21 protein-coding genes and 1 tRNA gene are annotated in these 25,512 nt (G+C 44.3%); 10 read left to right on the top strand and 12 right to left on the bottom strand.

The window, feature by feature from the left end; all coding sequences use genetic code 11:
- Position 1: 1 nt before the first annotated feature.
- From K08M4_RS03910 to K08M4_RS03895, 4 genes are read left to right on the top strand one after another with little or no spacing between them, the layout of a single operon-like run.
- Positions 2-1,201 (top strand): beta-ketoacyl-[acyl-carrier-protein] synthase family protein, encoded by a 1,200-nt coding sequence (locus K08M4_RS03910; protein WP_086048914.1) that lies wholly within the window; start codon positions 2-4, stop codon positions 1,199-1,201.
- Entirely contained in the window at positions 1,194-1,658 is a 465-nt protein-coding gene (locus tag K08M4_RS03905) for a hotdog family protein (protein WP_086048913.1), read from the top strand. Before K08M4_RS03910 ends, K08M4_RS03905 begins: the two co-directional genes overlap by 8 nt.
- Positions 1,655-2,380: a 3-ketoacyl-ACP reductase FabG2 gene (locus K08M4_RS03900; protein ID WP_086048912.1), complete on the top strand. Its 726-nt coding sequence runs from the start codon at positions 1,655-1,657 to the stop codon at positions 2,378-2,380. The genes K08M4_RS03905 and K08M4_RS03900 overlap by 4 nt, the downstream gene beginning before the upstream one ends.
- Complete coding sequence (locus K08M4_RS03895) at positions 2,377-3,600, top strand: beta-ketoacyl-ACP synthase (RefSeq protein WP_086048911.1); 1,224 nt, start codon at positions 2,377-2,379, stop codon at positions 3,598-3,600. The genes K08M4_RS03900 and K08M4_RS03895 overlap by 4 nt, the downstream gene beginning before the upstream one ends.
- 83 nt (positions 3,601-3,683) lie before the next feature.
- Here the strand turns inward: K08M4_RS03895 and gltX are convergent, their stop codons facing one another.
- A complete protein-coding gene (gene gltX, locus K08M4_RS03890; RefSeq protein ID WP_086048910.1) occupies positions 3,684-5,111 on the bottom strand; it encodes a glutamate--tRNA ligase in 1,428 nt (475 codons plus the stop codon).
- Positions 5,112-5,442: 331 nt separating this feature from the next.
- Between gltX and K08M4_RS03885 the strand changes: the two genes are divergently transcribed.
- Both K08M4_RS03885 and K08M4_RS03880 read left to right on the top strand, forming a co-directional pair.
- Positions 5,443-8,226 carry a copper-translocating P-type ATPase gene (locus tag K08M4_RS03885; protein WP_086048909.1) on the top strand — a complete coding sequence of 928 codons (2,784 nt, stop codon included), beginning with the start codon at positions 5,443-5,445 and terminating at the stop codon, positions 8,224-8,226.
- Positions 8,216-8,656, top strand: a complete 441-nt coding sequence (locus K08M4_RS03880; protein ID WP_029223113.1) for a DUF411 domain-containing protein — start codon at positions 8,216-8,218, stop codon at positions 8,654-8,656. Before K08M4_RS03885 ends, K08M4_RS03880 begins: the two co-directional genes overlap by 11 nt.
- Before the next feature lie 262 nt (positions 8,657-8,918).
- On the opposite strand, the gene K08M4_RS03875 is transcribed toward K08M4_RS03880, so the two are convergent.
- Complete coding sequence (locus K08M4_RS03875) at positions 8,919-9,632, bottom strand: oligogalacturonate-specific porin KdgM family protein (RefSeq protein WP_009848608.1); 714 nt, start codon at positions 9,630-9,632, stop codon at positions 8,919-8,921.
- Between the two features lie 536 nt (positions 9,633-10,168).
- Positions 10,169-12,823: a beta-N-acetylhexosaminidase gene (locus tag K08M4_RS03870; protein WP_086048908.1), complete on the bottom strand. Its 2,655-nt coding sequence runs from the start codon at positions 12,821-12,823 to the stop codon at positions 10,169-10,171.
- Positions 12,824-13,227: 404 nt separating this feature from the next.
- Between K08M4_RS03870 and K08M4_RS03865 the strand changes: the two genes are divergently transcribed.
- Positions 13,228-14,115 (top strand): TraB/GumN family protein, encoded by an 888-nt coding sequence (locus tag K08M4_RS03865; protein WP_086048907.1) that lies wholly within the window; start codon positions 13,228-13,230, stop codon positions 14,113-14,115.
- 257 nt (positions 14,116-14,372) lie between these two features.
- Here K08M4_RS03865 and K08M4_RS03860 read toward each other — a convergent pair.
- A tRNA-Pro gene (locus tag K08M4_RS03860) sits at positions 14,373-14,449 on the bottom strand.
- A 255-nt stretch (positions 14,450-14,704) separates the two neighbouring features.
- Between K08M4_RS03860 and K08M4_RS03855 the strand changes: the two genes are divergently transcribed.
- From K08M4_RS03855 to rluF, 3 genes are all read left to right on the top strand, one after another.
- Complete coding sequence (locus K08M4_RS03855; RefSeq protein ID WP_004736246.1) at positions 14,705-14,845, top strand: DUF3149 domain-containing protein; 141 nt, start codon at positions 14,705-14,707, stop codon at positions 14,843-14,845.
- A gap of 167 nt (positions 14,846-15,012) precedes the next feature.
- On the top strand, positions 15,013-15,594 hold the full coding sequence (gene smrA, locus K08M4_RS03850) for a DNA endonuclease SmrA (RefSeq protein ID WP_009848720.1): 582 nt from the start codon (positions 15,013-15,015) through the stop codon (positions 15,592-15,594).
- A 176-nt stretch (positions 15,595-15,770) separates the two neighbouring features.
- On the top strand, positions 15,771-16,910 hold the full coding sequence (rluF, locus tag K08M4_RS03845) for a 23S rRNA pseudouridine(2604) synthase RluF (RefSeq protein WP_086048906.1): 1,140 nt from the start codon (positions 15,771-15,773) through the stop codon (positions 16,908-16,910).
- A 128-nt stretch (positions 16,911-17,038) separates the two neighbouring features.
- Here rluF and ybaK read toward each other — a convergent pair whose 3' ends face one another.
- The 8 genes from ybaK to hemA form a co-directional block, all read right to left on the bottom strand.
- Entirely contained in the window at positions 17,039-17,512 is a 474-nt protein-coding gene (ybaK, locus tag K08M4_RS03840; RefSeq protein ID WP_086048905.1) for a Cys-tRNA(Pro) deacylase, read from the bottom strand.
- A gap of 119 nt (positions 17,513-17,631) precedes the next feature.
- The gene (ushA, locus tag K08M4_RS03835) at positions 17,632-19,293 is read right to left on the bottom strand and encodes a bifunctional UDP-sugar hydrolase/5'-nucleotidase UshA (protein ID WP_086048904.1); all 1,662 of its coding nucleotides are present in this window, start codon (positions 19,291-19,293) and stop codon (positions 17,632-17,634) included.
- A gap of 518 nt (positions 19,294-19,811) precedes the next feature.
- Complete coding sequence (gene kdsA, locus K08M4_RS03830) at positions 19,812-20,666, bottom strand: 3-deoxy-8-phosphooctulonate synthase (RefSeq protein WP_198299310.1); 855 nt, start codon at positions 20,664-20,666, stop codon at positions 19,812-19,814.
- A gap of 22 nt (positions 20,667-20,688) precedes the next feature.
- The gene (locus K08M4_RS03825; RefSeq protein ID WP_086048903.1) at positions 20,689-21,498 is read right to left on the bottom strand and encodes a SirB1 family protein; all 810 of its coding nucleotides are present in this window, start codon (positions 21,496-21,498) and stop codon (positions 20,689-20,691) included.
- A 27-nt stretch (positions 21,499-21,525) separates the two neighbouring features.
- Positions 21,526-21,909, bottom strand: coding sequence for a SirB2 family protein (locus K08M4_RS03820; RefSeq protein WP_086048902.1), 384 nt, complete (start codon positions 21,907-21,909; stop codon positions 21,526-21,528).
- Positions 21,910-22,117: 208 nt separating this feature from the next.
- Positions 22,118-22,990, bottom strand: coding sequence for a peptide chain release factor N(5)-glutamine methyltransferase (gene prmC, locus K08M4_RS03815; RefSeq protein ID WP_086048901.1), 873 nt, complete (start codon positions 22,988-22,990; stop codon positions 22,118-22,120).
- Positions 22,991-22,995: 5 nt separating this feature from the next.
- A complete protein-coding gene (gene prfA, locus K08M4_RS03810; RefSeq protein WP_086048900.1) occupies positions 22,996-24,084 on the bottom strand; it encodes a peptide chain release factor 1 in 1,089 nt (362 codons plus the stop codon).
- A gap of 28 nt (positions 24,085-24,112) precedes the next feature.
- On the bottom strand, positions 24,113-25,372 hold the full coding sequence (gene hemA / locus K08M4_RS03805; RefSeq protein ID WP_086048899.1) for a glutamyl-tRNA reductase: 1,260 nt from the start codon (positions 25,370-25,372) through the stop codon (positions 24,113-24,115).
- Positions 25,373-25,512 lie beyond the last annotated feature (140 nt).

The raw sequence follows: 25,512 nt of genomic DNA, 5'->3' as shown, positions 1-25,512 counted from the left end.
TATGCCTATTTATATCCAAGACTGTGGTTTCCACTCCGCATTAGGCTCAAGCGTTGCTGACATTCATAGCTGCCTCAGCAATCAATGCGACTCCAATATGATTGAAGTGAGCGACATGCTAAACGACGGTAAGCCGACGGTCGTTGGTAAGGTCGCGGGAGATTTACCAGAAATTTCATCAGTTCAAACGAAATACGCCACTCGCAACAATCAACTGGCGTTATCGGCTGTTAATCAAATAAAAGATTCTATTGAACAAGCAAAATCACAATATGGCGCAGATAGGATTGCTGTAGTCATCGGCACAAGCACTTCTGGTATTTCTGATGGCGAAACGGCGTTTAAACACAAACTCGACCATGGCTCTTTCCCCGAAGGTTTCCACTATTCAAAACAAGAGCTTGGTAATGTATCGGAGTTCATCAGCCAACACTGCTCTTTAACAGGGCCAAGCTACGCGATCTCGACCGCTTGCTCATCAAGTGGCCGTGTATTTATTACTGCCCAACGTTTGTTAGATTCTGGAATGGCGGATGCTGTATTGGTTGGCGGTGTCGATACACTGTGTAAACTGACGCTCAATGGCTTTCATGGTCTTGAAGCACTATCAACGACATATTGTAAGCCCTTTAGCGCCGAGCGTGATGGCATCAACATCGGAGAAGCTGCGGCATTCATGTTGCTTAGCAAGACAAAACCAACCGCTACTGATGCAACTCAAAGTACTTCGAACATCGCCCTACTGGGTTGCGGTGATAGCTCCGACGCACACCATATTTCTGCACCCCATCCAGAAGGTAACGGCGCAGAACAAGCAATGAGAAAGGCGTTATATTCTGCACAGTTACAAGCAGAAGACATCGGTTATATTAATGCCCATGGCACCGCAACCCCACTCAATGACTCAATGGAAAGCAAAGCCATCTATCGTATTTTCTCAAACAAGGTTCCCGTCAGTTCAACCAAGCCTCTAACAGGACATACTCTTGGAGCGGCAAGTGCGATAGAGGCTGCAATTGCGTGGCATATTCTAAAATATGACTTACCACTCCCCTTACAAAAATGTCAGTATAAAGCTGAAGATATTGAGATTGATTTGGTAAACTGTCCCCAGAAACTTAAAGTAAAGAACATCTTAAGCAACTCGTTCGCTTTTGGTGGCAACAACATTAGCCTGATTTTTGGTGTAATAAATGACTGATATCCCTTCTGTAGACCAACTTCTCCCACACGATGATCCGATGATATTAATCGATCGAGCTATCAACGTTGAGGCATTATCGATTCACTGCCAGGTCGACATTGGCGCGCACAACCTGTTCTTTAACACCGAATCTCAAACCGTACCTGCTTATGTGGGTATCGAGTTTATGGCGCAATCTGTTGCTGCATGGTCTGGGTATCATGCGCTGAAAAATGGCACCATTCCCCCAATCGGTTTTTTATTAGGTTCTCGTCGCTATAAGTCACTTTGTGATGAGTTTACTCAAGGTCAAACCCTTGATATCTATGCTGAACAACTCATGGAAGACAGCGGTATGGCAGTATTTACCGCCAGAGTCGAAGACCAAGGCGAGCTAGTGGCTCAATGCCAGCTCAATGTCTATGTACCAACCGAACAAAAATTACAAGAAATGAAAACTAGGAGCCCATCATGACCCGTCAGGTTTTAGTTACAGGTGCCAGCAAAGGCATTGGTAAAGCGATCGCTATTCAACTCGCGACAGACGGATTTGAAATCGCCGTTCACTACATGGGTGACAAGCAAGGTGCAGAAAATACTTTGAAGTCAATTACTGATCTGGGTGGCGCTGGGCGTCTTATCCAGTTTGACATCAGCAACCGCAGCGAGTGTCGCGAAATACTTGAGGCTGATATTGCTGAGTATGGCGCTTACTATGGCGTGGTGAACAATGCGGGGATTACTCGCGATACGGCCTTCCCAGCCATGACTGAAGAAGAGTGGGATGGCGTTATCCACACCAACCTAGACAGTTTCTACAATGTACTGCACCCGTGCGTAATGCCAATGGTTCAAAAGCGCAAAGGCGGTCGCATCATCACTCTAGCGTCGGTATCAGGCATCATGGGTAACCGCGGTCAAACCAACTATGCCGCAGCAAAAGCAGGTGTGATTGGCGCAACTAAGTCTCTGGCTCTAGAGCTCGCAAAACGCAAGATAACGGTAAACTGTGTCGCTCCTGGTCTAATCGATACCGGGATGGTTGATGAGCATGTAAAAGAGCATGCGCTGCCTCAAGTTCCATTACGCCGCATGGGTGAACCAGAAGAAGTAGCAGGCCTAGTCAGCTACCTAATGTCGGATATTGCCGGCTACGTAACTCGCCAAGTGATTTCAGTTAATGGAGGCTTAGTATGACCCGCCGCGTTGTTGTAACTGGCATGTCAGGCGTTACCGCTTTTGGCAACGATTGGCAGCACATCGAGCCAAAACTGAAAGCGTGTAAAAATGCGACCCAGTACATGCCAAGCTTTGAGCAGTACGACGGCCTCAACACCAAGCTTGCTGCACCTATTGACGACTTTCAACTGCCTAAACACTATAAGCGCAAGCAAGTGCGTGGTATGGGCCGTGTATCTCGTCTAGCAACCGTTGCCACCGAAAACGCGTTAGAACAATCAGGCTTGATTGGCCACGACGTTTTGACTAATGGCGAAACCGGTATTGCCTACGGTTCTTCAACCGGTAGTACTGATGCCGTTGGTGCATTTGGCGTGATGCTTAACGAGAAATCGACGCGAGCGATCACTGCAACCACTTACGTGCAAATGATGCCACATACCGCAGCGGTCAACGTAGGCCTGTTCTTTGGTCTGCGCGGCCGCGTGATTCCCACCAGCAGTGCCTGTACTTCAGGAAGCCAAGCGATTGGCTACGCCTATGAAGCAATCAAACACGGTTACCAAACCGTGATGGTTGCCGGTGGTGGTGAAGAGCTATGCCCAACCGAATCTGCCGTTTTTGATACCCTTTTTGCGACCAGTTTAAAAAACGACACGCCAGAAAAATCCCCTAGCCCTTACGACAGTGAGCGCGATGGCCTGGTTATAGGTGAAGGCGCAGGTACACTTGTTCTTGAAGAGTATGAACATGCTGTGGCTCGTGGCGCAAAGATCTACGCTGAGATCATCGGTTTTGCCAGCAACTGCGATGCAGCTCATGTGACTCAACCTCAGATGGAAACCATGCAAATCTGTATGGAGAAAGCGCTGAAAGATGCACAGCTTCCTGCTGAAAAAATTGGTTATGTTTCGGCGCACGGAACGGCAACAGATAAAGGCGATATTGCAGAAAGTAATGCGACCGCGAACATTTTTGGTGAAGTGCCAATCAGCTCATTGAAAAGCTACTTTGGTCATACGCTTGGCGCATGTGGCGCAATTGAAGCTTGGTTAAGCTTAGAGATGATGCACTCAGGTTGGTTCAGCCCAACCTTAAACCTTGAGAATATCGACGAACGCTGCGGCAAACTCGATTACATTACAGGTTCTGGTCGCGAATTGAATGTTGAGTATGTAATGAGTAATAACTTTGCCTTTGGCGGAATCAACACTTCAATCATCTTCAAGAAAATCTGAGCTTGGTTAGATAAAACTCAAGACAAATAAAAAGGGTCAGTAACCAAGTTACTGACCCTTTTTTGAATCTAGCAAAAGCTCAATTAAGCGTTAGCTTCACGCTCTGCGATGAACTCAAGAGCCATCTTGATGCGAGCGATTACGCGCTCTTTACCAACAAGCTCCATCACAGCATCAACAGAAGGAGACTGACCGCCACCTGTTACTGCTACGCGAAGTGGCATACCGATTTTACCCATGCCGATCTCTAGCTCTTCACATACTGCTGCAATCACACCATCTTTGATGTTTGCTGTAGTGAACTCTTCAAGTGCTTCAACCTTAGCAAGAGCAAGCTCTAGCGGGCCTTTAGCAACACCACGTAGGTGCTTCTTCGCTGCGCCAGCTTCAAACTCAGAGAAATCTTCGTAGAAGTAGCGAGATTGCTCAGCAAGTTCGATAAGCGTGTTACAACGCTCGCCAACTAGCTTGATCACTTCAGTGATAGCTGGGCCGTTTGTTGTATCGATCTTTTGTGCATCTAGGTGCCATTGCAGGTATTTTGCAACATACTCAGGCTCAGAAGTCTTGATGTAATGGTTGTTCAACCAAAGTAGTTTTTCAGTGTTGAATGCAGATGCAGACTTGCTGATTGCGTTCAGGCTGAAGAATTCAATCATCTCTTCTTGAGAGAAGATCTCTTGGTCACCGTGAGACCAACCTAAACGAACTAGGTAGTTGTTTAGTGCATTTGGTAGGTAACCTTCATCGCGGTACTGCATTACTGATACAGCACCGTGACGCTTAGAAAGTTTCGCACCGTCATCACCAAGAATCATTGCACAGTGAGCGAAAGTTGGAACTGGCGCGCCTAGTGCTTCATAGATGTTGATTTGACGAGGTGTGTTGTTGATGTGGTCTTCACCGCGAACAACGTGTGTAATACCCATATCCCAGTCATCCACTACAACTACGAAGTTGTATGTTGGTGCACCGTCGGTACGACGAATGATTAGGTCATCAAGTTGGCTGTTAGAGATTTCGATGCGACCACGGATTTGGTCATCAAAGACTACACTACCTTCTTTAGGGTTACGGAAACGGATAACGCATGCATCACCTTCTTTTGCTGCTTCGTTTGCTGCAACAATTTTAGGGTGGTTCGCATCGTAACGAGCCATTTCTTTGTTTTCTTCTTGCTCTGCACGAATTTCGTCAAGCAGCTCTTTAGACGCATAGCATTTGAAAGCTTTGTCTTCAGCAAGTAGCTTATCAACCATTTCGTTGTAACGGTCAAAACGCTTAGATTGGTAGTAAGGACCTTCATCCCATTCCATACCCATCCATTGCATGCCTTCTAGAATTGCATCAACCGCTTCTTGAGAGTTACGCTCAAGGTCCGTGTCTTCGATACGTAGAACGAATTCACCACCTTGGTTCTTAGCGAATAGCCAAGAGTAAAGTGCAGTACGTGCACCACCAACGTGAAGATAGCCAGTTGGGCTAGGAGCAAAACGAGTTTTAACCGTCATTTAAATACCTTGATTATGTAGGTGATTCTTTTAGTGATTGCCATTACAAAGCCTGCAACAGAAAAATATCACTAAATTTTGGGCGCTATTTTATCACCACCGCTTAAATCTACAATCAGTAGTGAATGATTAATGCACTGTTGTTGTACGAAAGCTGTTATTGAAAGACTAATTACGTCTTCAAAGTAGCAAATCGATGGTATTAGCCTGTAGATTATAGTCGCACATTCTTTATTCCCCTCTCTCATTCCCAAATTGAATCCACCAGCTAATGCACCACTAAGATCAAATTCTTGAATTTATGTTTGACCTTACCCTTACGGGAAGGTTTATGTTAGGCGTAGATGAGAATTGGAGTATCGATATGAACCATTACACAACTGCGCTCAACGGCTTAAATTGCATGGGTTGTGCAAAGAAAGTCCGCACATTGTTTGACGTTCTCGATAATACGACGATCAACAACATATCGCCGACGTACATCGATATTTCGACTCCATTTAGTTACGTTCAACTCAGTGAACAGTTAATGACCCTCGGTTATTCCATGGGTAATATACTGCACCTTTCGCTATCCGGCCTTAGCTGCGGTAAGTGCGTGAATAAACTGACCCAAGTACTTGAACACACCGAGCAAACCTCAGACCTAGAAATCAGCAAACATGAATTGTCGGTGGTGACTCTGCTTTCAGAACCCGAGCTTATTGAGCTAATCGAAAGTGTGGGTTATCACGCGACTCCTTACTCTGAAATTAATGAGCCTTTATCTAATAAAGAATCAGAAGACGATAAAAAAACAGCGTCAGTGGAACCGACACAAGATAAACCTGCTGCTAGCCAATATACCTATCACCTTGTTCTTGAGGGAATGACGTGTGCGAGTTGTGTTTCTTCGGTAGAGAAAGCGCTGAAAAAGAATGAGTTCGTCGACCAAGCTCAGATCAACCTCGCTGAACAGACAGCCTTGGTCTTCACATCTGAAACACGTGACGTCATCGAGAGCGCGCTAATAGAATCGGTGAAAAACGCAGGTTACGGTGCCGAGTTCGTTGATGACGCGGCAACTCAACAACAAAAACAGCAAGAGCAACAACTTCGTACCCAAAAAGCTTTCCTAAAGAATTCAGTAAGTGCGCTGGTTATCGGAGCTCCGCTGATGGCGTGGGGTCTGTTCGGTGGCAGCATGACCATTGCTACATTTAATGACCAATTGGCTTGGGGGTTGGTCGGAGTCGTCTGTTTGATACTGCTTGCGACCTCAGGACGCAGCTTCTTTACTAACGCTTGGCAATCACTGATGCACAAGCGTGCAACCATGGATACCTTGGTCGCTCTAGGTACGGGCGCGGCATGGTTCTATTCAATGCTGGTTGTGCTGATTCCATCATGGTTCCCAGAACCATCACGCCATGTCTATTTTGAAGCGAGTGCAATGATTGTTGGCCTTATTTCTTTGGGTCACTACATTGAAGCTAAAGCCAAGGCACGCACCACCAAATCTTTGCAGGCACTGATTAATTTACAACCTCAGAAGGCTGTGGTTATCGTCGATGGTAAAGAGCAAACCATCGCTGTAGAAGCCATTCAAGTCGGTATGCAAGTTCGAGTGAAACCGGGAGAAAAAGTCCCTGTCGATGGTGTCGTGGTATCTGGCGAATCTTATATCGATGAATCGATGCTGACTGGCGAACCACTTCCCAACGTTAAATCAATTAATGATGGCGTTTCTGCTGGTACCATCAATGGTGATGGTAGCTTAGTTATTGAAGCGACAGGAATTGGTTCAAGCACCATGCTGGCTCGAATCATTCAGATGGTTCGCCAAGCACAAAGCAGCAAGCCTGCGATTGCTAAGCTTGCCGACTCTATCTCTGCCATTTTCGTACCTGTTGTGGTCGCGATCGCAGCCATTGCCGCCCTAGTTTGGTTTTTTGTTGGACCACAACCGAGTGCAAGTTACATGCTCGTGGTATCAACCACTGTACTGATCATCGCCTGTCCATGTGCCCTGGGCTTAGCGACACCGCTCTCTATTACTGTCGGCGTGGGCAAAGCCGCTGAGTTTGGTGTTCTGATCAAGGATGCCGATGTGTTGCAATCTGCAAGCAAAATCGATGCTGTCGTATTTGATAAAACAGGCACCCTAACCCAAGGTAAGCCAACCGTTCAGCAGGCCTTTTATGGCGACTTATCAGAACAAGAACTGCTGGCTTACGCCTATTCGGTAGAGGTAGGGTCAGAACACCCATTAGCGAAAGCCGTTTGCCAATATGCTGAGAGCTTACAAGTTTCAGCACTACCCCACAGCGAATTTGAAAACCAACGAGGGCTTGGGGTACAGGCAATAATTAACGGCAAGAACGTGCAAGTTGGCTCACTTAAGTTCCTAACCCAATTAGGTGTCAATACAGACATTGGCGCGGATTTCATCGAGCTTTGTCGTACACAAGCATGGACACCCATCTTCGTTGTAATCGATCAAAAACTGGAAGGCATATTTGGCATTTCAGACTCGTTAAAAATAGATAGCAAACAAGCCATTGCTCAACTAAAATCCGCCGGAATTCACACCGTACTATTAACGGGCGACAACGACTCTGTGGCTCAAGCAATAGGTAAAAACGTCGGTATCGACGAGGTTATCTCGGAAGTGCTTCCAGAGCAGAAAGCTCAGCATATTGTTCAGCTTCAACAACAATATAAGAGCGTTGCCATGGTAGGAGACGGTATTAACGATGCACCCGCTCTTGCTCAAGCGGATATAGGAATCGCAATGGGCAGTGGTAGTGATGTGGCGATTGAAAGTGCGCAAATGACGCTGCTCAACTCGTCGCCACTGTCTGTGAGTAATGCGATAGAGCTATCCCAGGCGACCGTGAGAAATATGAAGCAAAACCTGTTTGGTGCCTTCATCTATAACTCGTTAGGTATTCCAATTGCGGCTGGTGTGCTCTATCCATTCTTCGGATTTTTACTTAGCCCTGTCGTTGCAGGCGCTGCGATGGCGATGTCATCAATCACCGTAGTCAGCAATGCCAACAGATTAAGATTGTTCAAACCCACTCATTCTAATATCAACAAAAACCATATTCATGAGGTTCACCATGATTCGTAAAGTTATGACTCTTACTGCACTCGCTGCAATTTCAGGACAAGCTCTCGCTACTAATGTACTAAACCATAAGTCTCCATATTGTGGCTGCTGCACAGAATGGACAGAACACATGCAAGACGCAGGTTTCGATGTCACAGAGAAACTCCATGATGACATGAACCCGATCAAGCAGAAGTTAGGAGTAACGCCAGAACTGGCTTCTTGCCATACGGCAGAGATCGACGGTTACGTATTTGAAGGGCACATTCCTGCAGAGGACGTGAAAGCCTTTTTAGAGAACCCACCACGCAACGCGATTGGCTTGGCGGTTCCAGGCATGCCAATGGGCTCTCCGGGCATGGAGTATGGCGATAAGAAAGACGAGTATTCTGTGTATGCATTTAACGAGAAAGGTCAGGTGTTTGAGTACCGTCATTACAACGGAAAATAAAGCTTAACTAGACCAACGCCAAGCAATTAAAATAAGTCATAAAAATAGAGCCTAGCATTAAGCAAACCCAAGACTGTGGTTTACTTACTAGGCTCTTTGCTTTTGGACAGTAAAGCAAATCTTGTCGCGGCACCAACCGGGCTGTTAGTACCACTATGTTTTCGTCGCTAGTTAGCAAAAACTCTATTTAACAAAAAAGCTAATTAGCGAAGAAACTCACTTGGCTAATAATCTAATCGATTAAGCAGCCAAGTGAATCAGCTTAGAAGCCGTAAGATGCACCGAATACGAATGCGTTGTTTGTTTTAGACGCGCCGTTCGCGAAATCAACTCCGTTAGCTTGGCTACGGAATTCGAAGTAAGGTTGAACACCTTGACGAGTCCATGTTGCACGAAGCTCGTGATCCATAGCTTCAGCATCAATCATGTATACGTTGTTGTAGCTAAGCGCTAGGTCTTCGTTTACAGAGTAAGCAATGCGGTTATCCATGCGGTAATCAGTGTCAGCATCTGCAGAAGTGTCATCGATGTGTGCACGAGTACGGTTACTAATAGAGATACCGTTGTCGAAGTTGTAACCAATTTTAACCAGTGGACGGAACTGAATGCTCTCGCCAGCAGAGAAGACATGTTGGTAACCCGCTGCAACCCATAGGTTGTCAGTGATATTGAAAGCTTGCTCACCACCAACAGTGATGAATGCATTTGCTTGACCAGTTGTTGCGTCGCCACCAGTTTCAGCAGCAGTTAGACCTTCAAGGTCGCCAAGTTGGATGCCATCAAACTCAGTGTAAACAGTTAAACCGCCTAGAGAGTTGTCAAACGTGTGGCCAGCTTCTAGAGTCGAAGTCATATCAGAACCGTGGATGCGGCCATCGTCGTGAAATTGGATATTACCTGTAACGTAAGAAGAACCAGCGAAAGCACTAGAAGCGAAAGCAAGAGAAAGTGCACTTAGAGCGATAATTTTTTTCATAGTAAACAGCCTTAGTTTAAATTTTTCAGCGACATATCTTCGGTATATCATTCACCTTCGCCGCTTGAGTAATTGGTAGCCTCCCTGGCATGAAATCTATCTTGCTCGATTTAATTTACGTTTAAAAATAAAAGGACAAACAGAGTGATCTCTCTCACCATCAAAAAAAGGAAAGTTATTTAACTTAAATAAATCAACAACTTAAAATCATAAAAATAGATAAAAAAAGAAACCCAATAATCAAAACGGATCAAGATCACGTTATTTCACGGCATAAAATTAGATTCAGTTGTTTCAATCACACCTGATTTATAGTTTTTTATGGCGGACTTATTTTTTGAAGAGAAGAATGAGAAGTGCGTCACTTTTGCGATGAAGCTCACCTTATGTGCATTGTTGACGTTATAAACAAAGGCTATTTCTATATGTTTCAGTTTAAGGAATGTACCGAACTTAGTTTGGACGAAAAAAAAGCTCCCACTTTTATCTGAGTAAGATAATAGTTAGGGAGCTCATCTATTAATGTTGCTTATCGATTATTTCACCGAAGTCACTCGACTTACTTTCTCGCCACTTTCAGAGATAGAGCGGATGTAAGTTTCGCCAGAAACCGATGGACGTTGCTGCTCATCATACGTTAGCCAGTTTTCACCATCCGCTGAGTATTGAAGCTCTACGCCAGGGAATTGAACGTTCATCGCTAGCTTGCCATCAACAACTTTTGCCCCCGGAACTGGTAGTCGGTAATCAATACCCGCTTTCTCAAGCTTAGCCAGTTCACGTTGACCAACAATATTCGCGAAGCGATTAAAGTCGTTGTTTAAAGACTGCTTATTTACTAGGTCGGTATCTTGAGAGTACTCAACGCCCACTTTGTAGTCGTTTTCCCAATCCGCTCTGTGCCATGCGCGCTCTGCTGCTGCAAGTACGCGAGGGAACACCATGTATTCATACTGCTCGTCGGTACGTACTGTTTCAGACCAAAGCTGTGCAGACAAACCGTAGAAAGGTTTTGCTTCAATCTCGCCTTTACCAGTGAAGCCATTGCCGTCACGGTCTAATGAGGTTTCCGCATTTTGTGGCATGTTTTCTGGTGCGAAACCGAACATCTTACGAGTATCCGTTGCACGCGTTGCCCAGTAGTAACCGCGCTCTGCTGCGTCTACTTCGTATGGCATATCCATGTATACGTAATCTGGGTTAGAGACAATCACGTCATAACCTTTCGCTGACCAATCGTACACTGATGAAGTGCCGCCCCAGTAAAGAACGTCCCAGAAGTTAACGCGAGTCGTTTCAGTAGCGAAGCCAGATTCACCCTCTTCCACATACTTCAAGCCATCTTGCCAAGCTTGGAAGTGAGGAATGCCTTTGTCTGCAACAATTTTTGATACTTCTTTTGCAAAGTAGCCAGGCAGGTGACCAAAATCACTCACCGAACCATCAGCAATCAAAGACTGACATTGTGGAGACTGTTGGAATGGTTTGTCTTGCTTGTCTAGCTCAATGTTACCTTTCCATGCCACTTTGTCTTGAGCATCAACATCTTGAAAGCCTGCGCCTAGCTTGATGTTTTTCGCTTCATCACCACCAAAGTGCCAAGTCGTTAGCGGCATACCCGCTTCATTGTGCATTGCTGCAATTTCAGTAATCACTTTATCAACAAAGCGAGTCGATGATTCCATACATGGGTTGATGAAGCTGTGCTTATCGTAGAACTGAATCGTCGTCACGTTTGAAGTATCTTGTGGATCCATCAAGCGATATTCACTTGCTTCAGCTTCTTTGCCTTCCGCCATTAGGCGAGTGTAACGCGCTTCCATTGATACCACAGCAGAGCGAGCGTGTGCTGGCATATCAATTTCTGGAATTACTTCGATGCTGCGCGCTTTTGCGTAGCTTAAGATCTCGACGTAATCCGCTTTACTAAAAAAACCAGAGCCAAAGTTGTCTGTTGTTGTACCGGAACCTAGCTGAGGCAGTAAGCAGCTTTGCTCTTCCAAATCAAAACAACGATTAGACCCTACATCCGTTAGCTCTGGTAAACCTGGGATTTCTAAACGCCAACCTTCATCATCAGTTAAGTGAAGGTGAAGTTTATTCATCTTGTATGCAGCCATTTGATCTAGCGTCGCTAGGATGGCATCTTTTGAGTGGAAGTTTCGAGCAACATCCACCATCACACCACGGTAATCAAAGCGTGGTGCATCTTTGATCGACAGTTGTGGTAGTGATTCAGCGTTCTGACTGTCTGTTAGGCCAAAAATAGACTGAACTGCGTAGAAAGCACCTGTTTTATCAAATGCTTTAATCGCAATCCCCTCTTCCGAGATGCTTAGTTCATAAGCGCCAGATTTTGCTAAATCACCCGTAAACTGAGTAGGAACAACGGCAACACTAACAGGTAGGTCGCCACTCATATCTACGTTTACCACATCTGCACGTTCTTCAATTGCAGCGAACTGCTCAGCATCGAATGCCTCTTTCGGTAATGCAATACCACCAGCAATGCTCACTGAACCTTCACCCGCTTCTACCGACATTGGGGTTGGCAAAAGCGTTGTTGAAACGTCTTGCGTTGCTAGATCCGCATTCTTTTCGAAACGCGTAACAGCAGTCGCCATGACATTGTTGTCATCAGGTGTACGCTTAAGGTTGTTTCCTTCCAAACCGGTTACGAACGACGCGACATCTTCAGTATTCAATGAAGCAATCATCTTAGGTTCTGCATTTGGCGCAGTTACGAATGCACCCGGCATAAAGTCAGTTTCAAACAGTTGCCAGTACTCACTCGTTAACGGAAGAATCACTTCTTCACCGGCGGCAAAACCATCGAACTTATCTGTTGGTTCTAGTTTGTGTAGGTCACCCGTTACACGAGTGATTTTAAATTGTTCGTTATCAACATCTAAAATAAGGCGAATACTATGGAAGTAGATAGTCCAATCTTTCGAATCAATCGCTTCACCGTCATTGGTCAGAGTCATGTTCACTTTATTACATGACGCCCACTCAGCACCTAAGTCCTGACAAGCCATGCCTTCATTCGCACCGTGATTGGTTAGAATTTCATATTGCACATCAAGGTTATCAGCCAGTGCATTAACCACCTGTTGCTCAGGTGCTTGCGTTACAGCACAACCCGTCAAACCAGCCAGTACCGCTACAGATAGTAAGTTTCTCTTCAACATCGTATTCACCCATAAATTTAAAATTGAGTCAGAAGCAAAGTGGAGCGCTTCGAAAGTTAAATAAACTATATGGGCTTATTTTTTGCCGTGAATTAAATCAGGTTAATAAAGTGATCAGCTTCAAATCTCAAAAACACTGATAAAATTAATTATATTAAAATCATAAAGTTACAATCCACGGCACTTCCGTCATTTTTATTTTGACGTAAAAATTGAGAAATGAATCACAATCTTTTTAACGGATTTCATAAAATCGTGTTGTTGATAGAGAGAAAGGTTTAAGAGTTTGTTCGTGTTGTTATACTTTTCGTACAAACAACGTGACATCGTTCTCAAAAAAAACCGTTAAAAAACGCCGTCAAAATCAATTTTAACGAGTTCATATCTTTTAATAGGAGCTTTCCTTGCGCACATTTTGGTACGTAACTTTATTCGTTCTCGCATTTTCAGCCAAACAAGCTGCGGCCGAACCTCTTTATTGGCAAGCCAAAAAGGATGATCTGACGCTTACTATCTTAGGTTCTGTGCACGTTGGGGGTGAGAGTATGTACCCACTTCCTTCGGCAATCATCGACACGCTAAAAAACGGTGACGGATTAGTTATTGAGACAGATATAAGGAAGACAGAGGGTGTTGTTTATCCTGCTAGCAAAGTGACTACAGCTGATGTATTAAACGAAGAACAAAAACAATTATTAAGTAGCATCTCAAAATCATTGGATATGCCTACTCAGCAGCTACTTAGCTCACCGCCTTGGGCGACTTCTCTCGCTATACAGATGCAGCAGCTAAAAAACCTTGGTTATGGCTCCGCCGGCGGCGTTGATGCGACGCTAGCTTACAAAGCTACTATCCAAGATGTTCCGGTTATCAGTTTAGAACCACTACAATTCCAAATAGACCTGATGACCAAACAAAAGGACGACGGTAAGGAGTGGTTAATCAGTAGCCTTGAGGAATTTGACCAAACTGATCGTGTGGTTCATTGCTTAATCGAAAGCTGGAAAGCGGGTGATTTAGCGAAACTGGAAGACTTCGCAGAGCTGTCTGAGATGTCGCCTGAACTAGAGAAAGCATTTTTAACCGATCGCAATATCGACTGGGCAAACAAGCTATCTGCCAATGATTGGAAACTTGACTCGAAAGGGAGCTACTTGATTGTAGTTGGCGCCTTGCACCTAATAGGAGAAGGTAACTTATTGCAGTTGTTAGAAGAGAAAGGTTTCAATGTCACTCAACAATCACAAAGCCAACAAGCTCAGTGTCAATTTGAAGTTAATGCGAAAAGCTAGCCAGGTTCAGCGTCGTTGTCTTCTCGCTATGAGGATGGTACTGGCGTCCCCTCATGGCCTAAACCATATAAACGCTTTAATTATTCCAAAATACAAAAAAGCCGTAGCACCTTCTATTACAAAGAGTACTACGGCTTTCTTTAATGTGACGGTGAAGAGCTTATTTGGAATATCAGGCGAACCCCACTTTGGTTCTGATCCTATTTCCTATGTTCTAAAACGACGAAAGCCTGCTCATTGAGCAGGCTTTCTTAATGTGGTCGGTGAAGAGGGATTCGAACCCCCGACCCTCTGGTCCCAAACCAGATGCGCTACCAAGCTGCGCTATTCACCGAGATATCTAACTGGCTAATTGCCTGTCGATGAAGCGTATAATACGGATTCTGAATTTATCCGCAAGGGCTTTTTTCACTCTTTTTTACAATATCGAATCGTTCGAACAAAAGACGTACAACCCAAAAGCCTATGTGACGAAAAACACACAGTTACCAACAAGTATTTAACTTATGAAACAGGATTGATCCAGATCAGTGAATTGATAACACCAGTTAATACACTAACTCATGTCATATAACTTTGAGGTATACACATGGACTTTTGGCTAGAACTCCTATTTGGTAATGCGGTGGGGCTATCTTCAATGATAGTAATATTCGGGGCTCTGGGTCTCATGATGTTCTATGGAGGCTTCTTCATCTACAAAGTTATGACTGAAAAATCTCCTCACTAGAATCGCTCAGCCTAAATCATCTACTTTTAAGTATCATTTTCTTTAGGTAGATGTAAAAACGCTTTGCACCGGAGCCGACTTATTGTCTTCTCCGGTTTTTTCATTTTTAAACCCGGCCTCAACTTAGGTATACTTACCTTATCCTTACCCAACTTGAGATACACACTATGTCTCATGATGACGACTTAGATCTATTCCAAGAAATGATGGGCGATGTTAAACGTATCGACCATGACACCGCCGAACACCAGAAAGTACACCGAGTCACAGAATCTCACCTTGCTAAGCGTGAAGCCGCCATGTGGCTGTCTGATGACGAGAAAGACTACTTATCATTAGACTACTCTCCAATGATCAAGCCAGACGATGTCATTGCTTACAAGAAAGATGGTGTACAAGAAGGCGTATACAAAAAGCTGCGCTTAGGCAAATACCCTATTCAAGCCAAACTCGACCTTCATAGGAAAACACTGAAAGACGCTCGTAACGAAGTACTCTCATTTTTACGCCAGTGTTTAAGAATGGATGTTCGCACCGTTATCATTGTCCACGGTAAAGGTGAGCGTTCGAATCCACCAGCAATGATGAAAAGCTACGTGGCAAATTGGCTAACACAAATTAACGATGTTCAATGTGTACATTCTGCTCAGCAATTTCATGGTGGTACTGGCGCGGTCTATGTCATGCTCAGAAAGAGTAATGACAAAAAGCTAGAGAACAGAGAGCGCCATCAAAAGCGCAGCAGTTGATAAGTTGAGATAGATAAGTAAGCTAATAGCGGTCTTGCATCAAGAGCGATATTTCGTGCCTAGACTCACACCAAGTGCTAAAATTGCCTCAGTTAACGAATCCCAACTCAAAGCAACTATTCAGAGGTTGCTTTTTGTTTATCTATATTTCCGTTGTGAAACGCTAAGAGAATATCATGTCACAAGAATCCCAAGCTAAACGCCTTAATAAATACATCAGTGAAACTGGTTTTTGCTCACGCCGCGAAGCCGACAAACTCATTGATGCTGGCCGAGTTACTATTAACGGTAAGATCCCTGAAATGGGGACTAAAGTCTTACCTGGTGATGATGTTGAGATCGACAATAAACCTGTTCGTTCAAGAGAAAAGCCGATCTACATTGCTCTTAATAAACCAACAGGTATCACCTGTACTACTGAGCGTGATATTCCAGGCAACATCGTCGACTTTATCGGCCACCACAAACGTATTTTCCCTATTGGTCGTCTAGATAAGCCTTCTGATGGTCTTATCTTCTTGACTAACGATGGCGATATCGTAAACAAAATTCTACGTGCGGGTAACAACCACGAAAAAGAATATGTGGTGCGTGTAGACAAGCCAATTACGACTGAGTTTTTGAAGCAAATGGGCGCTGGCGTTCATATTCTCGATACGGTTACCTTGCCATGTAAGGTAGAGAAAGAGACCAAGTTCTCGTTCAGAATCACACTAACGCAAGGCCTTAACCGCCAAATTCGCCGTATGTGTGAAGCATTGGGTTACGAGGTATTTAAACTGCGCCGCGTTCGCATTATGAACATCTCACTAGACGGTATTCCTAACGGAAAATGGCGCTACCTGAGCGACGAAGAGATCACTGAAATTTTAGCGATGTGTGAAGGCTCTGTAAGTACTGAAGATGCGTCAAAAATGAACGCGAAAGGCCAGCGTATTCGTAAAGCGACAGACGCAAAACTTTTCGATAGCCGTGAAGAAAACCAAACTTCCACAGCGCGCCGCAATCAAAACGAAAATCGTACTCGCACTTACCGCGGTAACAATGCGGACGAATTCCGTCATGCACCTAACTCGAAACGAGGCCGTAATTCATCGAATGGTGAAAGCAGTGGCGGTGGCAATACCGAGAACTGGAAATCAAACTCTCGTTCAGAGCGCTCTAATTCAGATAAAAGCCGTTCGGATCGCAATCGCACAGATCGCGACAATAACGAACGTCGAAGTGGTAAGCCGACAAACCGCAGTCAAGATTCAAACAGACCGAACAAACCAGCAGCTAAACGTGTTGGTGGTACTTTAGGTTTGAAAAAGTAGTCATAATTCGCCCTCAATGTGTAAACACATTTCAGGACGGGACAGTCGATAAAGAAACGCCCGCTAGATTAGTCTAGCGGGCGTTTTTATTTGTGATCATGTACGTTTATCGTTATGGAAAGCACAAGCTACAGGCATAGTTCAGCAAACTGACCTCGCGTAAGTAGTACTAAGTCTTTCGGATCTAGCTCGATCTCTAACCCTCTCTTCCCTGCACTCACACATATCGTTTCAAAATCGGTAGCGCTGAAATGAACAAAGGTAGGCAATGCTTTTTTCTGACCAAGAGGACTGATTCCTCCCACCACATAACCCGTGGTTTTCTGAGCAATATCAGGATCAGCCATCTCTGCTTTCTTACCTTGCGCCGCTTTTGCTGCAAACTTTAGATTTAGTTTCTGGTCGACGGGAATAACGGCAACCGCCAAATCTTTCGCCACACCATTCAAGCAGAACAACAGTGTTTTGAATACACGTTTGGGATCTTGACCAAGTGCTTCAACAGCTTCTAACCCATAGTTAGTGTTATTCGCATCATGATGATACTGATGCACGGTATGAACAATTTTCTTTTTTTTGGCAAGGTTAATTGCAGGGGTCATGACAAAATCCAAACGATAGATAAACAAAAAGCGACGCCGAGGCGTCGCTTTAGTTAAATTTATCATGGTGCTAGAGTCAATCTAATTTAGCACCTAGTGATTCAATTAACTGGGTTCAATTACTTGTAAACCATTTGACCAGAAGGTGCGTACTTGTTCACATCAACAGGGCTGTTTGCTTCTAGGTACTCTTTTAGTACTTCAGCGTCAACAAAACCTGTGTTCACAAAGCCAGGGTGATCAGATAATTTAGGGTAACCGTCACCGCCAGCAGCGTTAAAGCTTGGTACCGTGAAGCGGTAAGTTTCGTCTAAACGAAGCTGCTTGCCACCGATGAAGACATTCGATACTTCACCGTCAGCAACCGTCATAGAAATACCTGCAAACTGTGCATAAGCACCTGAATCAACAGGTTTAGTCGCCACTACGTTTAGGTAATCTAGAACTTCTTTACCTGTCATATCAGTGTAAGTCAGGATGTTTGCAAAAGGCTGTACTGTTAGTACATCTTTGTACGTCACATCGCCAGCTTCAATTGAATCGCGAACGCCACCAGAGTTCATCACAGCGAAGTCTGCTTTTGCACGCTCCATGTGAGAAGTTGCAATCAAACGACCCAGGTTAGTTTGTTGGAAGCGAACGACGTTACGGTCACCTTCAAGCTTGCCATTTGTCTCAGCGATTTGAACTTCTAACTGAGCTTGACCCTGCTCTTGGAAAGGACGTAAGAATTCAAGTAGCTCTGGATCTTGTGCGATTTCATCTTGAATCAGAACACGTTGCTTCTTGCCGTCAATCTTAACTTTCTTCTTAAGGTTAACGGGAACCAAGTCGTAGCTCACCATCTCTAGTTCGCCGTTACGGAATTCGTAATCAGCACGGCCTACGTACTTGCCCCACTCGTGAGCTTGAACGATGTAAGTGCCGTTTTGAACGTCTGGTTTACATTCATCACCCGGCTTGAAGTTTTGCTTCGCAACGTTAGGGCCTTCCATACATACAGGCTCTTGAGAGTGACCACCAACGATCATGTCTAGATCGCCTTCATTTAGGTAACGCGCTAGTGCTACATCACCCGGAGCGTTAACACCACGCTGACCATTTTCGTAGTGACCCATGTGAGTCACAGCGAAGATTAGATCTGGTTGTTCTGTTTCTTTAAGTTCAGCGATCAGTTTCTTCGCTTCTTCTTTAGGGTCGCGGAAATCGATACCAGCAATAAATTCTGGGTTACCAATTTTCGCAGTATCTTCAGTCGTTAGACCGATAACAGCAATCTTGATACCTTGCTTTTCAAACATCTCGTAAGCTTGGAATTTACGTTCGCCTGTCGCTTTGTCGTAGATGTTTGCAGACAGCATTGGGAAGTTAGCCCAGTCGATCTGTTTTTGCAGTACGTCTAGTGAGTTATCGAACTCGTGGTTACCCAATGCCATTGCATCGTAACCAATTTTATTCATACCTTTAAAATCAGGTTCTGCATCCTGAAGGTCTGACTCTGGTACACCTGTGTTGATGTCACCGCCAGATAGAAGCAACACGCTACCGCCTTCTGCTTCAACTTCTGCACGAAGTTGGTCAACAAGCGTTTTACGCGCAGACATGCCGTATTCGCCGTATTTGTTCTGCCAAAAACGACCATGGTTGTCGTTCGTATGCAGGATAGTTAGCTTATAAGTTTCGTCTTGGTTCCAATCATGAGCTGATTGAGAGGCACATCCAGCTAAAGTAGCTAGGATTGCAGCACTTAGTGCTGTCTTTAGAATAAGGCGTTGCTTCATTGTCATACCTTTGAACTTTTTAGGGGAATCCACTGCTTTCTATAATCCATTGCGACTCCTTGTGGAGTTCGAACAATAAGACTTCAACATGACTAATCTTAAATTAACATTCTAGATGTAACACGATGATTTCATATTTATGTCGAATAGGTCACGCATAGATCAACAGTTAAGTGTAACAAAATTATGAGATTACACTCAAACTTCCCCTGCATCACAAGCAATCGTTTACTTATAAAGTGTGATGAAAGTCGGTAATTTACTGCAAACAGGACAGACCTCACACTCATATACGAGTTTCTTAGGTAACAACCCGCCTCGTTAACAACTCTTTTAATGAGCGATTTATACCAATCACAGTAAGTAAGTGATCAAAGCTAGGGTGATCAGTTATTTACTCCGATTGGTATTATGTTCAGCTGCTTTTACGAGATAAAAAAAAGCCCAATTCAAAGAACTGGGCTTTTTTAGCTCAACTTTTGTGAAATAACGTTTCCGTTACTTCACATCCATCTCAATTATTTAATATCAATATGCTCAAAGCCTTTGATAAGGTCATCAAGTGCTTTCATCTGCTTCAAGAACGGTTCTAGTTTATCTAGAGGTAGCGCCGATGGGCCATCACAGCGTGCTTGATCCGGGTTAGGGTGAGCCTCAAGAAACAGACCAGCAATACCCGTCGCAATGCCCGCTTTAGCAAGCTCAACAGTTTGCTCACGACGACCACCAGATGCAGCACCTGAAGGGTCACGCATTTGAAGCGCGTGAGTCACATCAAAGATGATTGGGCTGCCGTTTGATGATTTTTTCATTACACCAAAACCAAGCATATCAACAACTAAGTTGTCGTAACCCATGCAAGAACCACGTTCACAAAGAATGATGTTCTTGTTGCCGCACTCAGCGAACTTATCAACGATGTTACCTACTTGATCCGGGCTCATGAACTGAGGCTTCTTCACATTGATAACCGCGCCAGTCTTAGCCATTGCTTCAACAAGGTCAGTTTGACGAGCGAGGAACGCTGGAAGCTGGATTACATCAACCACATCAGCAACAGGCTGAGCTTGTGCTTCAGTGTGAATATCAGTGATGATCTTCACGCCAAAGGTATCTTTCAGCTCTTGGAAGATTTTAAGACCTTCTTCCATGCCAGGACCACGGTATGAGTGAACAGAGCTGCGGTTCGCTTTATCAAAAGACGCCTTAAATACATAAGGGATGCCCAGCTTCTCTGTTACTTTCACGTAGTGCTCACAGATCTGCATAGCTAGATCGCGAGATTCAAGAACGTTCATGCCCGCAAATAGCGTAAATGGCTTATCGTTAGCAATTGGCATGTCGCCAATATGAACTATTTTCTGTTCCATCATATTCTCTCTAAATAATAATTAACTAGTGAACGACGACGGTTTTTTCCGTCATGACATTCACTTGAGATTTAAGTAACTCAGATGCAGGATCATCTGGGCATTGATCAATAAAGTACTGATAATCAGTGGCGGCAATCTGGTGACAATCAAGTTGCTGATAGATGAAACCACGGTCACGGATTTCATACGGATCATCCGGCACAAACGTTAACGCCAGATCGGTACACTTTAGTGCAAGCGTATAACGCTCCTCTCTCAGCAATGCACTTTTCAATAAAGCCAACCACTTACCAATAATGGTTGGGTGGTCTGCGACTTTTAAATGCTCACTTTTTAGCTTAGCCAATGGGCCATCATGCCCAATAAGCCATGCTCGCAATGTTTGCTGACCAACATACTCGCCATTGTAAGGATTAATATAGACCGGAGTTTGGCCATACCAACTGACTTTAAGCAGAAACTGAGTTGGAAAAGAGACACCCTCTACAGGAAAGCCTAGCTTGCGTCCTAGAAAAAGGAAGATTGCCCCAAGACTGACTGGGATCCCTTTCTTTCTCTCTAGTACTTTATCGATAAACGCGTTTTCCGATGAGAAGTAAGCGTCTTTATCGCCAGCGAAGCCCCACTCGTAAAAGAATAGTCGAATAAAGGATTCAAACTTCTGTTGCTCGTCGGTTTCATTAACTAACGCAAACTCGGCGTCTTTTAATAATCTTGCGAGTTCTTGCTCTGCCCAACAATCTTGAGTTTCAGGGTCAATGGCCTTATTTAGGATCAATGCACCTTCAGCAAGTTCTAGCTGATCAAAGTCTTCATCAAAAAATTCGTACATAGGTTGTTAACCGAAATAAGGAGATAATTAACCGAAAAATATGGGTGTTTTCGTCATTGCAATTTTACCAGCCATTGCTAACCAGCCAAGCGCACCAAAGAATGAGAAAACTCTCAATAGCTTGTTCTTACCTAACTTAAGCGCAAAGAAGCCTAATGCGATGTAAGCCATTACACAGGTTAGTTTTTCAGTTAACCATGGTGCTGCTGGTGTAAATGGAATAAAACCAGTGATAAAAATCAAACCAATACCCGAAAGCAACAGCAACGAATCATTGATATGAGGGAAACGCTGCAAGAAAGGATGCTTAAGCTTAGGTGAGTTAGCCATCATAAGAGCAAAACGAATAGAAAGAAGTAGTGCGCTTATAGCAATCGTTAATAGGTGAAAATGTTTTAAACCTTCGTACATGGTATTCCTTTATATTTTTATATGTTCTTTCGTTAACACGAGCCACACAATACCCGTTAATGCTCGGTATTTCTGCGTTAATGCTCTGTATTTCTGCGTTAAATGCATTATCGAGTGAAATGTCTTTTCGAGTTAAAGGTATCAATTTAGCAAGTTCATCATCTATTGCTCACAAGATGATTAACCGCAGCCAATGAACAATCACTAGCTATGAACAGTAACGACCTAGTGTCACTCGGTCATTACCACCGTAATCTTTTTCTGTAACCACATCCAAGTAGCCCAGCTGTTGCATTATCTCACGTACCGCCAAGCCTTGGTCATAGCCATGTTCAAATGCCAACCAACCTTCGTTTTCCAAAAAGCGTCGTGCGTTTTCAGAAATGTATCGAATATCAGCTAAACCTTTCTCTTCAGCGACTAACGCAGTGATCGGTTCAAAACGCACATCACCTTGAGATAAATGAGGGTCATTCTTCTCAATGTAAGGTGGGTTAGAGACAATCAACGAAAACTTTACAGCTTCTTCTTCAGAATTCACCGAGTTCAAAGGTTCAAACCAACTGCCATGTAAAAAAGTGGCATTAGTGATATTTAATCGCTGAGCGTTTTCTGTCGCGAGTTGCTGCGCTTCCGGACGAAGATCAATACCCGTCACTGGTCGATTCGGCATTTCAGACGCCAATGCTAATGCAATAGCCCCTGTGCCCGTGCCTAAATCGAGAATCGCACCTTGCTTGCCATACGTTTTATCTAACGCCACTTCAACCAAACGTTCCGTATCCGGACGCGGGATTAATGTAGAAGGAGAGACTTTTAACGGCAGTGACCAAAACTCACGCTCACCAACAATGTAAGCCACAGGCTCACCGGTTAAGCGACGTTTTAGAAGAGCATTGAATTCGGACTCTTGCTCTGAAGTGAGATGCTTCTCTGGCCAAGTCAGTAGGTAAGATCTAGGTTTGTCTAAGGCGTGACAAAGCAGTACCGCAGCGTCAATCGAGGGCGATGCGTTATCGCCCTCTTGAAGCTGTACGATTGCTGACTTTAAAGCACTTTCAACCGTATATGCTGGCTGCATAGTAATTAGTTGTGCTCAGCAAGTGCTGCTAGTTGATCGGCTTGGTGCTCTTGTAGAACAGGATCAAGCAGGCTTTGCATATCACCTTCCAGAACTTCGTTCAGGCGGTAGATAGTTAAGTTGATGCGGTGATCAGAAACACGACCTTGTGGGTAGTTATAAGTACGAATACGGTCACTACGGTCACCAGAACCTAGTAGGTTACGACGTGTATCAGAAACAGCTGCCGCGCGGCGCTCTTCTTCTGCTTGAACAATACGAGCAGCAAGAACAGCCATCGCTTTCGCTTTGTTTTTATGCTGAGAACGCTCGTCTTGACACTCTACTACTGTACCCGTTGGTAAGTGAGTAATACGGATTGCTGAATCCGTGGTGTTAACGTGCTGACCACCCGCGCCTGATGCACGGAAAGTATCGATCTTAAGATCGCCCGCTTTGATTTCAGGCAGATCAGCTTCTGGAATTTCCGGCATAACCGCAACGGTACATGCAGAAGTATGAACACGGCCTTGAGATTCAGTTTCAGGTACACGTTGTACACGGTGGCCGCCAGACTCAAACTTCATTGTGCCGTAAACAGCGTCGCCACTAACTTTAGCGATCATCTCTTTGTAGCCACCTTGTTCAGAAGCATTACTGCTCATGATTTCAACGCGCCAGCCTTTCTTCTCTGCAAACTTAGAGTACATACGGAAAAGGTTACCTGCAAAGATACCCGCTTCATCGCCACCTGCGCCGGCACGAATCTCTAAGAAACAGTTACGCTCATCGTTTGGATCTTTTGGAATCAGAAGAATTTGCAGCTCATCAGTCAGACGTTCAATGTTCGCTTTCGCATCTTTGATTTCTTCTTGAGCCATTTCACGCATTTCTGCGTCGTCTTCATTTGCCATCTCTTCAGCAGCTTCTAAATCTTCTTGAGCTTGCTGGTATGATTTAAAGCACCCCGTCACCTCTTCTAATTGAGAATACTCTTTTGACAAGGCACGGAATTTATCTTGATTCCCAAGTACATCGGGATCACCAAGTAGATGTTGAACTTCTTCATAGCGTTCAACAAGTGTTTCAAGCTTTATTAGAATCGAGGCTTTCATAATGTCTTATCTTAATAGGGGTCGAATATTATTGAGGGTTTTCTAAGCCCAAACTCTGTCTAATGACCGTTAATTTTGCAGGTTCTCCTTGCTCTGCGGCACTTTGAAGCGCACGCGTTGGAGCATGGATCAATTTGTTTGTGAGCTTGTTACTTAGCTCAAGTAAAACTTTTTCAGGGTCACCGCCAGCGGCCAGTGATTGCAAACTTTTACTTAATAATTCTTCTCGGATTTCATTGGCCGATTTGCGATAGTCACGAATACTGTCTACCGCTTGCAGTGAGCGCATCCAACTCATGAACGCGGCACTTTCTTCACTAACGATGGCTTCCGCTTGAATCGCTTCCACTTTACGCTGTTCAATGTTGCCATCAACTATCGACTGCAGATCATCAACGGAATATAGGTAAGCATCATTCAGTTCACCGACCTGAGACTCAACATCTCGGGGAACCGCAATATCAACCAACAACATCGGCTGATGTTTTCTTGTCTTGAGCGCGGTCTCTACCATGCCCTTACCAATAATAGGTAACGGACTTGCGGTTGAGCTGATCACAATATCCGCTCGATGAAGATGATCAGGTATCTCGTTTAAGCTGATAACTTCAGCACCAAATTCTTCAGCTAGTCCTAAAGCACGCTCACGAGTTCGGTTAGCCACAATCATCTTGGTACAACCATTGGCTGACAAGTGTTTAGCCACCAGTTCAATGGTTTCTCCCGCACCCACCAATAACACTGTTGATTCAGCAATTGATTCAAAGATGTGTTTAGCTAATGTACAGGCTGCGTAAGCAACAGAAACCGCACTGCCACCAATTTCGGTTTCAGTTCGAACTCGCTTCGCAACAGAAAATGATTTCTGGAACAGTTTTTCCATTGAAGCATCAACAGATTTGTTCTCTCGCGAATCGGTGTAAGCCTGTTTTACCTGACCAAGAATTTGCGGCTCACCCAGAACCAGAGAGTCCAAACCACAGGCAACGCGCATTAAATGCTTAATCGCGGCTTGTTCTTCATGGATGTAGATACTCGGTTTTAATTCTTCAGGGCTAACTTGATGAAATACAGACAGCCAATCGATCAACTTGTTTTTTGCCACGCCTTTGACGTCACAATACACTTCAGTTCGATTACAGGTAGAAAGTATGACACTTCCATTTACGTGTGCATTTGCGTTAAGTTGCTTAAGTGCCTCAGATAATTTATCTGGACCAAAAGCGACTTTTTCTCGCAATTCAACCGACGCTGTATTGTGATTGATACCTACGGCAAGCAAAGACATGTATCAGAAGTTCTCGATCAGGGAATGGAAACAAGGGGCGAATTTTACTTGATGCATGGCTCTATTTAAAGAGCAAGCGGGATTTGTTTTCTTGAGTTCGTGAATTCAATGCTATAGTTGAAGCGTTTTTTAGATAAATT

The organism is Vibrio syngnathi (genome assembly GCF_002119525.1).
GTDB lineage: Bacteria > Pseudomonadota > Gammaproteobacteria > Enterobacterales > Vibrionaceae > Vibrio > Vibrio syngnathi.
Note: the sequence above shows the minus strand (reverse complement) of the source record. Positions and strands in the feature narration are given on the sequence as shown.